General features: G+C 43.1%; 13 protein-coding genes. 9 read left to right on the top strand and 4 right to left on the bottom strand.

The window, feature by feature from the left end; translation table 11 throughout:
• Positions 1–48 precede the first annotated feature (48 nt).
• On the bottom strand, positions 49–321 hold the full coding sequence (locus ACXAGV_RS12015; RefSeq protein ID WP_474873573.1) for an alpha/beta fold hydrolase: 273 nt from the start codon (positions 319–321) through the stop codon (positions 49–51).
• Positions 322–743: 422 nt separating this feature from the next.
• Between ACXAGV_RS12015 and ACXAGV_RS12010 the strand changes: the two genes are divergently transcribed.
• From ACXAGV_RS12010 to ACXAGV_RS12000, 3 genes are all read left to right on the top strand, one after another.
• A complete protein-coding gene (locus tag ACXAGV_RS12010; RefSeq protein ID WP_474873462.1) occupies positions 744–1079 on the top strand; it encodes a type 2 periplasmic-binding domain-containing protein in 336 nt (111 codons plus the stop codon).
• A gap of 299 nt (positions 1080–1378) precedes the next feature.
• Positions 1379–2140 carry a hypothetical protein gene (locus tag ACXAGV_RS12005; RefSeq protein ID WP_474873461.1) on the top strand — a complete coding sequence of 254 codons (762 nt, stop codon included), beginning with the start codon at positions 1379–1381 and terminating at the stop codon, positions 2138–2140.
• Positions 2141–2313: 173 nt separating this feature from the next.
• Positions 2314–2781, top strand: a complete 468-nt coding sequence (locus tag ACXAGV_RS12000; protein ID WP_474873460.1) for a hypothetical protein — start codon at positions 2314–2316, stop codon at positions 2779–2781.
• Between the two features lie 174 nt (positions 2782–2955).
• On the opposite strand, the gene ACXAGV_RS11995 is transcribed toward ACXAGV_RS12000, so the two are convergent.
• The 3 genes from ACXAGV_RS11995 to ACXAGV_RS11985 all read right to left on the bottom strand — a co-directional run bounded on the left by ACXAGV_RS11995 (position 2956) and on the right by ACXAGV_RS11985 (position 5332).
• Positions 2956–3642, bottom strand: a complete 687-nt coding sequence (locus ACXAGV_RS11995) for a GGDEF domain-containing protein (protein ID WP_474873459.1) — start codon at positions 3640–3642, stop codon at positions 2956–2958.
• Entirely contained in the window at positions 3639–4175 is a 537-nt protein-coding gene (locus tag ACXAGV_RS11990; RefSeq protein ID WP_474873458.1) for a hypothetical protein, read from the bottom strand. Before ACXAGV_RS11990 ends, ACXAGV_RS11995 begins: the two co-directional genes overlap by 4 nt.
• 467 nt (positions 4176–4642) lie before the next feature.
• On the bottom strand, positions 4643–5332 hold the full coding sequence (locus ACXAGV_RS11985) for a Crp/Fnr family transcriptional regulator (protein WP_474873457.1): 690 nt from the start codon (positions 5330–5332) through the stop codon (positions 4643–4645).
• Positions 5333–5506: 174 nt separating this feature from the next.
• Here ACXAGV_RS11985 and ACXAGV_RS11980 point away from each other — a divergent pair, with 174 nt between their 5' ends.
• The 6 genes from ACXAGV_RS11980 (at position 5507) to ACXAGV_RS11955 (ending at position 15824) form a co-directional block, all read left to right on the top strand.
• On the top strand, positions 5507–6262 hold the full coding sequence (locus tag ACXAGV_RS11980; protein ID WP_474873456.1) for a class II aldolase/adducin family protein: 756 nt from the start codon (positions 5507–5509) through the stop codon (positions 6260–6262).
• 236 nt (positions 6263–6498) lie between these two features.
• On the top strand, positions 6499–7707 hold the full coding sequence (locus ACXAGV_RS11975; RefSeq protein ID WP_474873455.1) for a 4-phosphoerythronate dehydrogenase: 1209 nt from the start codon (positions 6499–6501) through the stop codon (positions 7705–7707).
• A gap of 29 nt (positions 7708–7736) precedes the next feature.
• Positions 7737–8753: an aspartate-semialdehyde dehydrogenase gene (locus ACXAGV_RS11970; RefSeq protein ID WP_474873454.1), complete on the top strand. Its 1017-nt coding sequence runs from the start codon at positions 7737–7739 to the stop codon at positions 8751–8753.
• Between the two features lie 498 nt (positions 8754–9251).
• Entirely contained in the window at positions 9252–13985 is a 4734-nt protein-coding gene (locus ACXAGV_RS11965; RefSeq protein WP_474873453.1) for a FimV/HubP family polar landmark protein, read from the top strand.
• A gap of 204 nt (positions 13986–14189) precedes the next feature.
• Positions 14190–14984, top strand: coding sequence for a tRNA pseudouridine(38-40) synthase TruA (gene truA, locus ACXAGV_RS11960; RefSeq protein WP_474873452.1), 795 nt, complete (start codon positions 14190–14192; stop codon positions 14982–14984).
• A 27-nt stretch (positions 14985–15011) separates the two neighbouring features.
• The gene (locus ACXAGV_RS11955; protein WP_474873451.1) at positions 15012–15824 is read left to right on the top strand and encodes a substrate-binding periplasmic protein; all 813 of its coding nucleotides are present in this window, start codon (positions 15012–15014) and stop codon (positions 15822–15824) included.
• Positions 15825–15959: the final 135 nt, after the last annotated feature.

Here is a 15959-nt window from a genome sequence, read left to right as displayed (position 1 = left end):
TGCAGCTTGCCAAATATATGTTAACGAGATGTTATCATTAAGTATGATTTATTGAACATTAATAATAATTAATACTAAGTGGGGGATTTCCTTATTTAAGAAGTATATTTTCTGTGAGTTGGATAGTTGAAGAGAATTCGTTTGAGGCATCTCATCTATCTGATCTTCATGGGCAGAGTCTAACAACACCAAAGCGGCTATATATTCGGGATAGGTGAGGGCATAGCGCTGCATGTTTACCCCGCCAAATGAATGGCCTACAAGGATAATTGGTCCAGTAATGTCTTTCTTTTCTAGAACCGAGTGAAGTTCAGCAACAATAGTTTTACTGTCTCATTCATACGGCCTTTCTTCACTCCACCCAAGGCCAGCTCTATCATAGGTAATGACCCGAGAAAACTGTGAGACTTACTCTGCTACTTTATTCCAGACCGATGAGTCATCACCCATACCTGCATCAAAAATAACGGTAACTTTTCCTTGTTCCAGAATCCTCGACATAAAGACTGTAGTCACCTACGTTTATCATTTCTCCACGCTTGTCAAAAGAGGTGGAGTCGACGTAGCTTGAATATGACTGATATACAAAGACAACTATGGAAAGCAAAACTATGCTGGCAGATAAAATTTTCAATGCGAACTTTTCTTTTCGTTTGCACGCCTTTAATAATTTTCCATAAACTCTTGAGCGATTCAGCCAGTTATTTCGGTCAAAAAAAATTGAACGCCTTTCTGACTTTGCGGTGCACCGTTTAATTGAAGATGCACATGAAAACTGGGGCAAACTCTCAAAACACATTGCTTTTCCGAATGCCAGTAAGGTTCTCAGGTTTGAACAAACCAGTTTAGCGATTGATGCTGCTCTAGCGGGGAAAGGAATTTGCATTTCCCCTCATATGCTTGGTGAACAACATCTAACCAATGGCGAATTGGTGTTGTTACGAAGAATTGAGCTTTCAAAGGAGCAAGGCTATTTTTTGTTATATCCAAAAAATCGAAAGTTCGTCAACGATAAACACCTGGTGCTCAGATGGTTAAAAGTAGAAATGAAAAAGATGGAAGAAAAGTGGGTAGACTAGACCAGGAACAGCTGACTCGCCCTAACACCCTTTATAAGTAAAATTAGCTCGTTTGTAGCTCTCAAAGTGATAGGCTTTTCAGCCGCTGTATTTGAGTAGCTGATATTGGCTTAGAGTAGCGGTCAGATTAAAAATTTGAACGACCGCTCTTTATCTATTGGTGCCTGTCACTAACAACTGTAGGTCGGCAACGTAGGCGAAGCGGACACATAGTTTTCCCGAAACTTACAAAACATAGATTTGTGATTAAAATGAGTGTTACGCTAAATAAAAATTTAGTGCACCCACACGGAAGTGATATGAACAATAAGTATTTATTAATAAGTCTGCTGCTTTCTACATCAACGTTTGCAAACACTTTCAAAGCTGATGACTTTATCATCGAATATGATGCCGACGTCCCTATTACAGTAGTTGAGCAACTCGCATCAAGAGTGAGCGAAAACAAAAAAGTTGTAAAAGCTTATTTAAGCCAATCTGAAGAATATAATGGAACTCCAATTCAAGAAGACTTGGTAGTATTTATTTCCAAAAAGCGTCGTACTCCTTACCAAGATTGGAATACGATTCACATTCCAGAGAAAAGAGTTCTTTCGGCCTTCTCGTCAGCAAAGTCAGAAAACAGCGGTATGGCTGTCATCCACGAATTAACGCACGTGTATGCTGTCAGTGACTTTCGTAAAAAGAAGAAAAACGGCTATGAAGATCGTTTCTTTGATGATGGTCTTGCCGTGTTCTTACAACACAGATTTGGTGAATCTGCTGAATACCCTGATTTTGGTCAAGATTTGTATAGAGCAGTAGCAGAAACGTCGGTTAGCTACGGCGGATTAATACCTTTGACTGAATCAGAAAATGTAAGACACTCAGCAAAAACGGGAACAGGTAGGCGTTTGGCGTATTTACAAGAAGGTGCCTTTACGCAGTTCCTGATCGAAAATTTTGGTTTAGACCAATATTTGAAAATTTATGCTGGGGAAAATATCCAAGCAGTTACTGGTAAGTCTTTTAGTGAGCTCGAAAACGATTGGGCCGCATTGATTAGTAGTTTTGCACCGTGACAAACGTAATCAGTCTTTAGCTATCGCTTATGCGAGAGCGTCCGGTGTTTGTATCTAGATGCCTCTGGCGCTGTTAGGCAGCTGTGTACGTAAAGCGGACCTTGGTGCATTAAATTTTTCCAAACCCAAGGTCAGTATACTAACTTCAAGAATAAGCGCATATTGAGTAGGTAATGGCTAAATATAAAAAACTCTACACAGCATGCTTGTTCATTAATTTGTTTCTTCTACCATTGTCTACTTATGGGATGTTGTTAGGTATAGCGTCTTATTTTTGGGACGAAGCTGAAGGGATAGTTTTGTCGGCTAGTAGAGTTACAGTGAGGACTGGAAATAGTTACGTAGATGAAGCAGCAATAGAGTTCACTTATAGTGTTGATAACGTTCAGTACATCTCAGATATAGTTTCACTCAACCCGAGAATCCAATTTAAAAATAGAACGTTTAGCTTAGAAAAGCTAAATCAATATGTGGCCGGCAAAAAGGTGAAAATTTTTTATCCGGCTCTTTACCCTAGATATGGAGTGTTAGAAGTAGGCGTTAAGCCAAGTACCTTTTTTATGTTTTTTGTTTCCATGCTATTGCTACTTGCTGGGAGAATATTTAAAGGCAAAATTACTAAAATAAATAAGGTAACGTAAATTAAAAGCAATTTTATAAAGGCTCACTCTCTAGGACACTTTTTGAACTGATTTAAGTTTGCCTTGATCATAATGAAACGTGCCACTAGTGATAGTCGCTCGTGTACGTAAAGCGGACGTTGGGGCATAGGCTCAGATTCTATTCAAAAATATAGTTATGAAGTGTCGACTGAACTAGTGGCGATTCACCTTAAACTGATTTTTCCCCTGTTTTTTAGCTTCATAAAGAGATTTATCCGCTTTTTGATATGCAGATTCATAGTTTGCGAAAAACTTGTTTAGTCGCGCAATTCCAACGCTTACGGTAACCTGAATACTAACAGCACTTTCTAATTTAAAATATTCGCTGGCAACGCTTTTTACCAACCTATCAGCTAGCTTTTCTATTTTATTTTCGGAGCATACAAAAATTACAAACTCTTCTCCTCCTAATCTGGCGAGAACATCTTCACTTCTAACCACACTCGATAAGCGCCTTGAAACTTCCGAGAGGACTTTATCGCCCTCAGAGTGACCATAAGTATCGTTAATTTGCTTAAAGTCGTCTATATCTACAATAAGAAGAAAGCCGCTGACATCTTTCTTTATACTCATTGCAGCATCAAAACCTCTGCGATTTAGCAGTGCAGTAAGCGGGTCGTGATTCGCAGACGTTTCAGCTGCTTTTAATGCTGATGCTCGCTTGTTACTCAAAACTCCTGCGATCATTAAAAGTGAAAAGAAAAACAGCAGATTCAGGGCCAATATAATAGAAAGCATAATGGTATTAGCCGCGACTTCTTGGTATTCAAAAACGGCATCTGTCACTGCATATACTTCAGAAGAAGAAAGTAGTACTGCGAAGAAACATGATTTTTTCACGGGATTTCTTTTCGGATAAGTAAGTAAATCACTTCTATGACAACACACGGAATACTAAAATACAGGACAGAGATTAACCCCACAGCTATGACAGGTCCTGTAAGCAATACGGGCAGTGATGAAAGCAACACGAGCTTAGCGGCTAAAAGGTGCAGCCACCCCATCACAAACAGCATCAATCCAAAGTAGCGTAATGGCAATCTGACCATGTTGCGGTGAAAAATCAGCAACCCCAGGCTGAAAATGCATAATGAAATGGCGGCATATGAGTTCGCCATTGTGCGTAAATTTGCAAAGAGGTTACTTAACGTTAAATCACTGGAGCTCCAAAAATCAGGTAATAAGGCCAAATCAAAAAGCGCTAATTTAGCGAAGAGGTTTACAAAATCTGATACCGGGATTGATAACTTATCTTCATCAATATCCAGAAGAAGTATAAGCCTTATAACAAAGAAAATTGAGAAAAAAGATAATATCAGAGTAATGTAGTTTAGCTGCGGAGACAGCTTAATAGGAAAAATGACCTTTAACATTCCTTGTTCTTATAATAATGCCTGTTCAAAGTCTGCCATATCCCACCTAAAAATCAATCACAGACTTCGACAGTCAAAACAACTTCCGCCTGCAAACCAGATGCAGGCAAAAATAAGCGTTGAGCTAACCGCCGCCAGGAAAGGCTGACTGACATGGGGGAGAATTGCCGATTCAATAACAGACGCAGTCAGGCCGCTAAAGCCAAATGATAAAAAACTAGTGTCAGAGTGCTTACCGTCCGGAACTTGTATCGAGCAGACCTTAAAGATGGGGACAGATGTGCGCCGCGCAATACTGCGGGGATGGTGCAAATCCATATCTGATTAAGTAAAACCGTAAGCTCACACTAAAATTAGTAAAGGGCTACTGTGTTATTACTAAGTTTTTGTATTATCGATTTTCAGAAGACGCTTTATTTCGAGCAACAACTACCAAAGAAAATGAGCGATTCAGCTAATTATTTCGGTCAAAAAAACTGATAACGACTAAACAAGGTATCTGGCTCGGGAATGGTGATTTTACCGTAATGCCGTTTTACCAAACCTTCACTTTCAAGCTCACCTAAAAGCTGATTAACCGTTTGCCTACTGCTATTTATCATTTGCGCCAAAGACTCTTGCGAGAGGGTGAGTGTAATTGCGTTGTTCTTAGGTAAATGTTGACCATAGCTGGTGGTAAGCATCAATAGCCGTTTTACAAGCTGGTGTTTAAGGCCAAGCCCCGCGCTTGAGTCAATAAACTGAAAAGCGCTGCGCACTCGCGTGCATAAAAGGCGGGTGAAGTGCGGGTAGAGTTCAGGAAACTGCTCAAGTAATGCCTTGAACGCATTTTTTTGAATAATAGCAACCGTGGAGTTTGTCTCACAGAAGTTATCGTGAGTACGAGGGAGATCATCAAACATGGATATTTCACCAAACCAAGTGCCGGGCCCAAGTAACGCGAATAGCATTTCGCGACCATCCACGCCCACAGTAACCACTCTTAAACGGCCCTCGCACACGCCATAAAAACCTACACCTTCTTCACCTTTGGCGTGCAGTTGCTGCCCTGCCTTTAAATGCTTAAGGCGCATCTTTTCGAACATGGCTTCCTGTAAATAGTAAGGGATCGCGCTAAACCAAGTAGAGCCAGCCAGAACAGGTTTAAATTTTTCCATTTAACAAATTACTTACAATGTCGTATATCCGACAGTGTATAGCAATTACTGCGCGTAATGTAGGCGGTAAGAGAAAGTAAATGGAAGTTTCATTGGAGTGCTTATGTTTTAGAGCCTCAAAAGACGGCTGACATACTTTAATGAAATGATTTTAGACATAAAAAGAGTAAAGCTATGACAGATTCAGTAAAGTCGAAGGTAAGCAATGAAGAATGGCAAACCCGTGTTGACCTTGCCGCGTGTTACCGCGCAGTTGCTATGTATGGGTGGGACGATCTTATTTTTACTCACATTTCTGCCCGTGTTCCTGGGCCTGACCATCATTTTTTAATTAACCCATACGGTTTAATGTTTGATGAAGTTACTGCATCCAGCCTAGTAAAAGTTGACCTTCACGGCAATAAGGTGATGGAAAGCGAATACGACATTAACCCTGCGGGTTTTACTATTCACAGCGCTGTTCATGAAGCACGTGACGATGCAAAGTGCGTGTTGCATTTGCATACAGCAGAAGGCGTGGCGGTATCCATTTTAGAAGAAGGGTTGCAGCCTTACTCGCAGCAGTCCCTTTTCCCGCTGGCGTCGCTTTCTTATCACGCCTATGAAGGCGTGGCGTTAAACCCAGACGAAAAAGCACGGTTGGTTCGCGACCTAGGCGATACTCAATTTATGATTTTGCGCAATCACGGGCTTTTAACCTGTGCAGACAATATTCCCGATGCATTTTTGTTTATGTTTATCATGCAGCGCGCCTGTGAAATTCAGCTAAAAGCCCAGGCCACAGGTAAGCCGTTAATTCCAATTCACTCGGCAATTTTAGATGGTATTCGTGCTCAAGCCGAACAAGTTACCAAACAAGCGGGTGGTTCACTGGCATGGCCGGGCATTAAACGTCGCGTAGAGCGCCGTTTCCCTGGATACGATAAGTAACTATTTAAAGTTAACGTTATCCAGTACCACGATCGTAAAGGATGAGGTGGACAAAAAACCCGAGCTAAAGCGCTTTGCTTAAAGCGTTCCCGGTTTAAAAGATTGTATAAACTTCGGCCGTCTCTTTGATATGGCGGCCAAACGTGCATCAAAATGACGTAGATTAAGCCAATCACCGACAAGATAAATAAGGGCGCTAGGTTACTAAAAGCCTAAGTTAGGTTACACTTAGCGCCATGAAAATACTTCTTGAAGATACCATTCCGTTTGGCACCGATTACCTTAACAGCGTAGGTGAAGTTGAAACCTATGCTTGGCAATCTCTTATGCCTGAAATGCTGCGCGATGTAGATATTCTTGCGTTGCGTTCTACCACTAAGGTTACCCCTGCACTGCTTACCAGCGCTAACAAGCTTAAGTTTGTTACTTCGGCAACGGCGGGTACTAATCATCTAGATAAAACGCATTTGAATAGCGTCGGTATTATGTATAGCAGCGCAGCAGGCTGTAATGCCGTTGCGGTTGCCGAGTACGTATTGAGTGTTTTGTTGCATGCACAAAAAGTCCAAAAGCTCGACTTTTACAATGCGAAAGTAGGCATAGTAGGGGCCGGAAACGTGGGAAGCGCGCTATCACGTATTTTAACGGCAATTGGTGTTGAACACTGCTTGTACGACCCTCCGCTACAGCAAGCGTTAGCAAAGACTGGCAAAACCCAGCATAACGGGCAGTCGTTTGTAGATTTAGCACAAATTGCAAAGTGCGACGTTATCTCGCTTCATGTGCCTTTCACAAAAGACGGCGATTACCCCACCTACCAGATGATTGATAAAACTTTTCTGGAAGCATTAACACCTGACCAGCTGCTTATCAATGCATGCCGTGGCGAGGTTATAGATGAAGAAGTGTTACTTAACCTGCTTCAACAAGAACAAGCGCCAACAGTAGTGCTCGATGTGTTCGATAATGAGCCTGCCATAAACACAGCATTATTTGACCACGTTTGGTTCGTTACGCCACATATTGCGGGTCATTCCGTCGAAGGCAAAGTGCGCGGTACGCAAATGATTTACGAGCAAATTTGTGAGGTAGTGGGTACAGCACCAGATAAAGAACTCAGCGATTTTCTAGATAAGACCAACCCAATAAACGCTGAGTTAGCATCGCCAGAAGCATCTCGGTTATCGGTTGAAGATCTTACTGCAGTATTTCACAAGGTGTACGATGTTGCTATTGATGACGAAATAACGCGAAACGCTTTTTCATCAACATCAAAAAATAACGAAAAGGCGAAATCTGACTTAGCAAATACGTTTTCTGCACTGCGCAAGCAATACAGAGTACGTCGCGAGTGCTGCGCCTATACGTTACAATTGCCAAAGAACACCAGTAAACAAATTCAAAACACTTTCACCAAGCTAGGCTTTTTCGTTAGTCTGGTTTAGTTATTTTCTTATTAGGAGCATAAAGCATTATGTCGCAAGCGTTTGACGTAGCGGTACTTGGCGCAACTGGTTTAGTGGGCCAAACCATGATTGAACTATTAGAAGAGCGAGACTTTCCGGTAAACCGTTTGTATCCGCTTGCCAGTAAACGTTCAGCTGGTAGTACTGTATCGTTTAAAGGCGAAGACATTGAAGTATTAGATGCTGATGACTTCGACTGGTCATTAGTGCAATTAGGTTTTTTCTCAGCCGGTGGAAGTATCTCAGCAAAATTTGCTCCGCTAGCCGCAGAAGAAGGCTGTATTGTAATCGACAATACTTCAGAGTTTCGTTACGAGCCTGATATCCCTCTTGTAGTGCCAGAAGTTAACGCCCATGCACTGGCAGAGTTTCGCAATAGAAACATTATTGCGAACCCAAACTGCTCGACCATTCAAATGTTGGTTGCGCTCAAACCTATTCAAGACGCCGTTGGTATTGACCGTATTAACGTGTGCACGTACCAGTCAGTCTCTGGTGCAGGTAAAGAGGCTATGGAAGAGCTGGCTAAACAAACCGCAGGTTTGCTAAACGCACGTGAAGTAAAGCCAGAATCGTTTAGTCGCCAAATTGCCTTTAACGTTATCCCTCAAATCGACATATTCCAAGACAACGATTACACAAAAGAAGAAATGAAAATGCTGTGGGAAACCCAAAAAATCATGGGCGACCAAAGTATTTTGGTAAATGCGACGGCTGTGCGTGTACCTGTCTTCTATGGTCATGCTGAAGCTATTCACCTTGAAACGCGTTCGCCAATAGATGCGCAGCATGTTAAAGAGCTTTTAGCCGATGCGCCAGGAGTAACAGTTTACGACGGCAATGAGCAATTCCCTACGCAAGTAAGCAGTGCTAGCGGCAACGACATTGTGCATGTAGGGCGTATCAGGAATGATATTACTCATCCTTGTGGTTTAAACCTATGGGTGGTGTCTGACAACATTCGCAAGGGTGCAGCGACAAACAGCATTCAAATTGCTGAGACACTCATTCGCGACTACTTGTAAGTATTCTACAGAGGTTCAGCCTCTGATTAATCGGATAAGCACAGTAAAAGGTAAACATTTTTCTGTGCTTGCCGATACGCAATGAAAGGGGCATTACCTGTTGCAATGAAGCGTCACTATTCAACGGGATAGAAAGACAGCACTCGAAGCTATTGAATGACGGTTTTTAGCGAAAATTTGAGCATTAGAGCACTTCAATACTACTGTCTAACTAGATCACCCTTAATAACTGGTTTATAGTTTGTAAAGTTAGGAATAGAACAACGTTAAAAACAATACTCAGTCAGACACTTAGGCGAAGGGTAAGAACTCTATAAAGCGCAAATAAATCTTACTGCTAAGTTCAAAAAGACTGTAAAACGCTGGCTTGATGATTAATGGTTTCAAGGTGGCTTAAGAATAAAAATAAAAGCCAATATTTTCTTCCGTTCTGATTGGCTAGAAAATCCGCCCATACGTCTCGGGTGGTAAAGACGCTTGAGGGCATATAGGACTGCTATGAAATTGCATTTGACGGGCTTACTTTTACTAACACTTTGTTTGTCTGGCCCTATTATCACTGTTGATGCACAAGAACGCGCTACCTTCTTAAAAGGTCCCAAAGACGCAACTGATCAGTATTCCGGCCTGGAATATGGGCCCATCGACGCCAACGATACCCTATGGCGCATTGCTGAGCGCTATCGCCAAAACAATAACCTGAGCGTATATCAGGTTATGACCGCCATTTACGAGCTCAATCCAAACGCATTTGAAAACGGCAATTTAAATTTATTAGTTGATGGTGCGGTATTAAAGTTACCATCAGAGCGGTATATCGCCAGAATTGATAAGCAAAAAGCTCAGATGCGCGCTGAGCAGGATGATAGAGCATTTGCTGAAATGCTTAATAAACCTGGCAGTAGCGTACGAAACATCAAGCCCGCATCGCCTTTAGTAAATCAACAAGACCTGACGCAAACCCAAACTGATATTGAGCAGAAAATCACTCGCTTGGATCAGGAGCAAACCCGACAACTCGACGAACTGCGTATGCAGTTTGCTGCCTCACTTGAGAATGTTGAAGCGATTCTTAACGAAAACCGACGCTTGTACGAGCGTGTTGAGGCTGTTAATGGCGAACTAGAAACCTTGCGTGGGCAAGTCGAAGGCGACGTTAAGAGCCAGCTTGATATGCAAGTAGCGCTTCAGCAAGAATTGCTCGACATGATCAAAGCCGAGCAAGCGCAGCGCGACGCAGAAAAGCAGTCTTCGTTTTTAAGCGCTCTTACCAGCCCTTTGAGTCTAATCATAGGCTCCGCAATTCTGTCACTATTGTTAGTTGGTGGCCTGATCATGTGGTTGCTTAAACGCAACAGTAAGCCTGAAGAAGCGCCTGCAGCTGGCCCTACGATTACAGCCGATAACGATGATGTGCCGGTACCTGATTCTGACATAGGCGATCTTTCAAGTGCACTAGCCCCTGACTTTGACGATAAAGCAGAGTTGTCAGATGATGACTTATTTAATGATGACGACTTACTCGATGACGTACTTACCTCAGATTTAGAAGAAAGCTTAGATGACGAGTTAGAAACCTTCGCGGACCTTGAAGACGATATGTTGGTGCCAGACGATGGCAGTGATGACTTGTTTGAAGCTGGCGATGATGAACTAGATCAAAGCGAACTGGATAGCCTGTTCGACGACGATGACTTGTCAGATAAAGTATTAAACGAAAATGACGCAGACGACCTTGAAGGCTTTGACTTGTCAGGTGATGACGATGTTTTTGATGAAAACAGCGATGACGATGGTATTGAAGACAGTTTAGAAGAGGACAAGCCAGAGGAAGCTGTTACTGAAGAAGCTGCGTCATCAGATGATGACGACGATTTTGATATTGATGACTTGCTTGATGATGTGCAAAGCCAAGATGCGGTAGAACCCGATAGTAATGCACTCGATGAGTCAGGTGATATAGACCCTGACGACATACTGGCTGAGGTCAAAGGAACCGCTGAATCTGACAATGTTGATGAAGACGATATCGACGCGTTGCTTGCCAGCTCTGTTGATGAATTATCTGACGCTGATGAAGAGACAGTAAGTGTTTCATCTTTGCCAACGGTAGAAGATGAGGACGATAAGCCTGAAATCAGTATTGACGATTTGCTGGAAGAGCATGGCGTTGATGCAGGTCTTACTGATGAGTTAGACAGCAATGACGACCTTATTAATGAGGATATGCTGAGCAAACTCGACGACGAGATTAATCAGCAAAATAAAGAAATAGATAAAATCACCGACGATTTGTTAAACGAAATTGAGCAAATCGAAATGATGGGTGGACTAGGTGAAGAAGATGACGAAGACGAGGATGATCTTGAGGAAGAAATAAATACTTCTTCGCCGTCGCCGCAGTCTATTCAGAGTCTAGATGCCATTACCGACGATTTGGACGAAATTGTCACTGACGAAATTGAAACTAGTGCCGACTTCAGTGATCCGCTTTCCGATGAGCTTATTGCTGAGCTACAGGCGGAAGACGAGTTTGCTGAAGAGCCCTCAGCGGGTGAACAGCCCTCAGTTGATGAACAGCCCTCAGCGGATGAACATCCCTCAGTTGATGAAGTGCTTAATGAAAGCGCTTCTAACGAGTTACCTCCTCAATCCGATGAGGGAGGTGATTTCGATGATCCGTTTACCGACGAATTACTTGCAGAGCTTGAAGCAGAGTTAGACGGCCAGCCAGAAGTTAGTCCAGAAGTTAGTCCAGAAGCTCACGATGAAGATGTAGACTTTGAAACGCCTGAAAGCGATGAAGAAGTTGCGAGCGAAGATGATTTCAGCGACCCGTTAACCGATGAGCTGCTTGCTGAACTAGAAGCTGAAGAATCTAAAAGCAGTGAAGATGTAGATTTGCTGACAGACGAGTTACTTTCTGAGCTTGAGTCTGAAATAGAGCCTGATGATGAAACAGATGCAGAGTTCGAACCTGAAGCTTTAAGCGAGCCAGAAACAGAAGTTGACTTGGAAGATGAAGTAGAGCTAGAGACGGAAGCCGAAGGTGAACCGGAGTTAGAACTAGAGTCAGAGCTTGGTACTGAAGTAGAAGCAGAACAAGACGTTGAGATTGAGCCTGAACTAGAGGCGGAACTTGAGTCAGAGCCAGCGCCGGAATCAGAGCTAGAATTTGAAGCTGAGTCTGAAGCCGATTCGGGAGATGAAGTAGGTCTAGATATGGAAGCCGAGGCTGAACCGGAGTCAGAGGCAGAGTTTGGAGCTGAAGTAGAAGCGGAACTTGACTCTGAGCCAGCGGCGGAATCGGAGCTAGAGATTGAATCTGAGCTCGAATCTGAATTAGAACAGGATGTCGATTCTGAAACAGAGCGAGACCAGGAATCAGCGGAAATAGTTGAACCTGAAGCTGAGCCTGAAGTAGCCTCGGAAGATGAAGTAGAGTCAGATACGGAAGCCGAGGGCGAATCGGAGTTAGAGCCAGAGCCTGAGTCTGAATTAGAACAGGATATCGATTCTGAAACAGAACGAGACCAGGAACCAGAAGAAAAAGTTGAGCCTGAAGCCCAGGCTGCAACGGAGTCAGAACCAGAATTTGGCACCGAAGTAGAACAAGACGCTGAGATTGAGCCTGAACTAGAAGCGGAGCTTGACTCTGAGCCAGAGCCGGAATCAGAGCTAGAGTTTGAAGCTGAGTCTGAGCTTGAATCTGAATTAGAACAGGATTTCGATACAGAAACAGAACAGGACCAAGAATCAGAAGACAAAGCTGAACCTGAAACCGACTCGGAAGATGAAGTAGGGCTAGAAACGGAAGCCGAGGGAGAACTACAGCCAGAAACAGACGTAGAGCCAGAGCTCGAAGTTGTCGATGAAGACGCCGAAGAAAAGGCCGGTGAAACGTCAGACGATCCACTGGATGATGCTATTGAAGCGTTTGAAAGACAAATGATGGATGATATTCCTTCATTCAGTGAGATGGATACGGAAGCGCCTTCAGCTGATGAGAAGCCCTTAACGGGAGAGGAGCCCTTAGCTCAGGAGCCCACTTCAGCAGAAAAAGAGCCTTCAACTGCAGAAGACAGTGATGAGTACGACGATAGCCTTCTAAACGCCGCTTATGACGAAATAGAAAGTTTTGAATTAGAACAAGAAATTGACGGTGTGGTAGACGGTGAAGATGAAAGCGACGAGTTACTATCAAAATCTGACGTTGATGAAGAGTCAAGTTCGCCTGATACAGCTGATTTAAACCAACGTGAATCAGATAAGAATAGCGAAGAAGACTTTAACGAGCTTGACGATGTTCCTGGCCTTGACGACTGGCTTTCTGCTTCCGATGACGACGATAACGTAGACGACAACGAGATTCTTGACGATCTTGACAGTGCGGAATTCGATGAGCTTCTTCAAAGTCTCGAGTCAGACGCTGTTGTCGACACAAGTGATGTCGATACCAGTGAAGTCGAAAGTGAAGGCGACGACGGTCAGGAGCCAGAAGCATCTTCGGCAAAGAGTGAAGAAGATACTTTCGAACTTGAACAGGAAGGTGACGAAGCCACGTTCGAATTAGAAGAGAGTGATGACAAACCTGGACTCAACGAAAGTGATGATACGTTTGAGTTTGAGGAAAACGATGAAACCTTTGAACTTGACGAAGACGGTACTTTTGAGTCAGAGCAAGAAGACGACGAAGATACTTTCGCCCTTGAAGAAGAAGATTCGGAACTTGCATTAGACGACCTTGAAATCCCAGATGATGTGGAATTGGATATTGCCACACCAACTGAAATTGAAGAGGACGAACAAGGTGCTCAACAAAATGATACTGACCAGGCACAAGAGGACGACCTTAAGCTTGATAACCCTGATTTAGATCTTGCAGCCTTACTTAGTGATGTCGATGGTGATAGTGACGCTCAAACACCACCAGAAGACTTTCTTGATGTTGAGGCTTTAATGGACGATGGCGATGATGCAGACGCCATTGACCCGGATAGCCAAGCGCTAGATCTTGATGTAAGTTTATCTGACTTCACGGGCGTATCGGATGAAGATACGGTTATCGATATAGATAAAGACGCAGGGCAAAATGCAAACTTGGATTTGGCTCGTGCCTATATTGAAATGGACGATGCAGATGCTGCAAAAGAATTGCTTGAAGAAGTTATGAAAGAAGGTAGCGAAGAGCAAAAGCAGGAAGCCGCGTCGATATTAGCGAATATTGCTTAAGTAGTCGGCTCTGATGTGCATAACTGCGCTCTCGTTTGACATATTGAACGGCCAGTATATTTCCAAGGTATGCTGGCCGTTTTTGTTTTAGGCAATGAGCATTCATTTTCTATGACCTAAAAGGGTTTTGCGTATTAGCGGCATTGCATGTTGTAAGCGACATGTCTACACTTAGCGCCTTTTCAGAAACGGGGTATAACAGATATGGGGCGAATTGCCTTAGGGATTGAATACGACGGTGCTGCTGTTTACGGATGGCAACGCCAGCGTGAAGTACCAAGTGTTCAAGAACATCTTGAAAAGGCACTATCGACAGTAGCCAACGAACCCATTGAAGTGCAATGTGCTGGACGTACCGATGCAGGTGTTCATGCTACGGGTCAAGTGGTTCACTTTAACTGTGATGCACCACGCTCAGAGCGCGCTTGGACACTCGGCGTAAATGCAAATCTGCCTAACTCTGTTGCGGTTACTTGGGCGAAGAACGTTAGCGATGACTTTCATGCACGTTTTTCTGCTACACACCGCCGCTATCGTTACGTTATTCATAATGCGAAAATGCGTCCCGCTATTCTCAATTCCGGTGTTACCCATATTCACCGCGAATTAGACGAGAAAAAAATGCATGTTGCCGCACAAGCCTTGCTAGGCGAACAAGATTTTACCTCGTTTCGCGCAGCGCTATGCCAGAGTAAAACGCCGTTTCGCAACGTTACTGATGTAAGCGTATATCGCCAGGGACGATACGTCATTATCGATATTCGTGCCAATGCGTTCTTGCATCACATGGTTCGCAATATTACTGGCGCGCTTGTTGAAATTGGGGCGGGGGAGCAAGATGTAAATTGGATTGCTCACCTGTTAAGCTTAAAAGACAGGAGCAAATCGGCAGCCACAGCGAAGCCAAATGGTCTGTACTTGGTAGACGTAACTTACCCTGAAGAGCATAACCTGCCTAAAGGGCCTATGGGGCCGTTATTTCTGCCAGATTACACATAGCACTGTCGATATATACAAGGAAGTAGTGTGACCAGGTTTCAATTTTTATCAAAAATTTTTGGTTTGTTACTGTGTTTAACGGCATTAGAGTGCGGCGCCGATATAAAAGATAAAACCCCTAGCGTTCGTTTCGCGGTTAACACCCCAGGCGCTGCCCCTTACTTATATTATGATAAGAACTCAAAACGCTATGAAGGCATAGTCGTCGATTTTTTTAACTCGGGTGAACTATCAAATCAGTTTCGTGTGGTTTATTTAGACTCGAATCGAACGAGAAGCGAAGATTTATTAAAGTCGTCATCGATAGATTTGTTCCTCTCTTCTGAAAGTTGGATAAGTAAACCGAACGACTTTTTGTTCAGCGAAGAGTTGATAATGCATGACAGCTATATCTACTCAACTTCAAATTTTGAAGGGCCATTTTTACCAGAGGAAAATTTATCCTCTAGTATTTGTACTAGATACGGCTTTACTTATCCCACTTTACAGCAGTTTTTTGAGAGAAAAGAAAACAATATTCAGAGGGTTGACTCAAGCAGTCAATTTACAATGGCTATGATGATGTCTAAAGGGCGTTGTGACTTTGCGATAATGAATGAACATAATGCGCGTGCTGTTATGTTTAATAAGACGTTTTGCTCTTCAGAATTCTATCAGTCACCCAACGTTGTTAGTCGGGCTCGTTTAGTGTTTGTTATTCGTTCTGATTTAAACTCCCTTAAAAATAAAATAGATACTGCACTGACGCATTTTGTCGAAAGCGGACAAAGGCAAAAGTCGCTAGAACGTCACTCAGGTGTTAACCATTTCCCAAAAGTTAAATGTCACGGTGCTCGGTGAAACCAGCATTCTATAAATCTCGCCAGTGATAATTTAGCAAAAGCTAACAGCGGTAAGCACTACTTGTGTCGATCGCCAACTTCTAAGACCAGTTTTGTTTTTTCCATTTCGTTGTATTGTGGTCTAATAGCGCGC

It is taken from the genome of Alteromonas sp. ABH4_453 (genome assembly GCF_056160665.1).
Note: the sequence above shows the minus strand (reverse complement) of the source record. Positions and strands in the feature narration are given on the sequence as shown.

What these genes read in the sequence shown, in the direction of transcription:
- ACXAGV_RS12005 (WP_474873461.1), top strand. Translation starts at nt 1,379, where the DNA reads ATGAACAATAAGTATTTATTAATAAGTCTGCTGCTTTCTACATCAACG.
- ACXAGV_RS12000 (WP_474873460.1), top strand. Translation starts at nt 2,314, where the DNA reads ATGGCTAAATATAAAAAACTCTACACAGCATGCTTGTTCATTAATTTG.
- ACXAGV_RS11990 (WP_474873458.1), bottom strand. Translation starts at nt 4,175, where the DNA reads ATGTTAAAGGTCATTTTTCCTATTAAGCTGTCTCCGCAGCTAAACTAC.
- ACXAGV_RS11985 (WP_474873457.1), bottom strand. Translation starts at nt 5,332, where the DNA reads ATGGAAAAATTTAAACCTGTTCTGGCTGGCTCTACTTGGTTTAGCGCG.
- ACXAGV_RS11980 (WP_474873456.1), top strand. Translation starts at nt 5,507, where the DNA reads ATGACAGATTCAGTAAAGTCGAAGGTAAGCAATGAAGAATGGCAAACC.
- ACXAGV_RS11975 (WP_474873455.1), top strand. Translation starts at nt 6,499, where the DNA reads ATGAAAATACTTCTTGAAGATACCATTCCGTTTGGCACCGATTACCTT.
- ACXAGV_RS11970 (WP_474873454.1), top strand. Translation starts at nt 7,737, where the DNA reads ATGTCGCAAGCGTTTGACGTAGCGGTACTTGGCGCAACTGGTTTAGTG.
- ACXAGV_RS11965 (WP_474873453.1), top strand. Translation starts at nt 9,252, where the DNA reads ATGAAATTGCATTTGACGGGCTTACTTTTACTAACACTTTGTTTGTCT.
- truA (WP_474873452.1), top strand. Translation starts at nt 14,190, where the DNA reads ATGGGGCGAATTGCCTTAGGGATTGAATACGACGGTGCTGCTGTTTAC.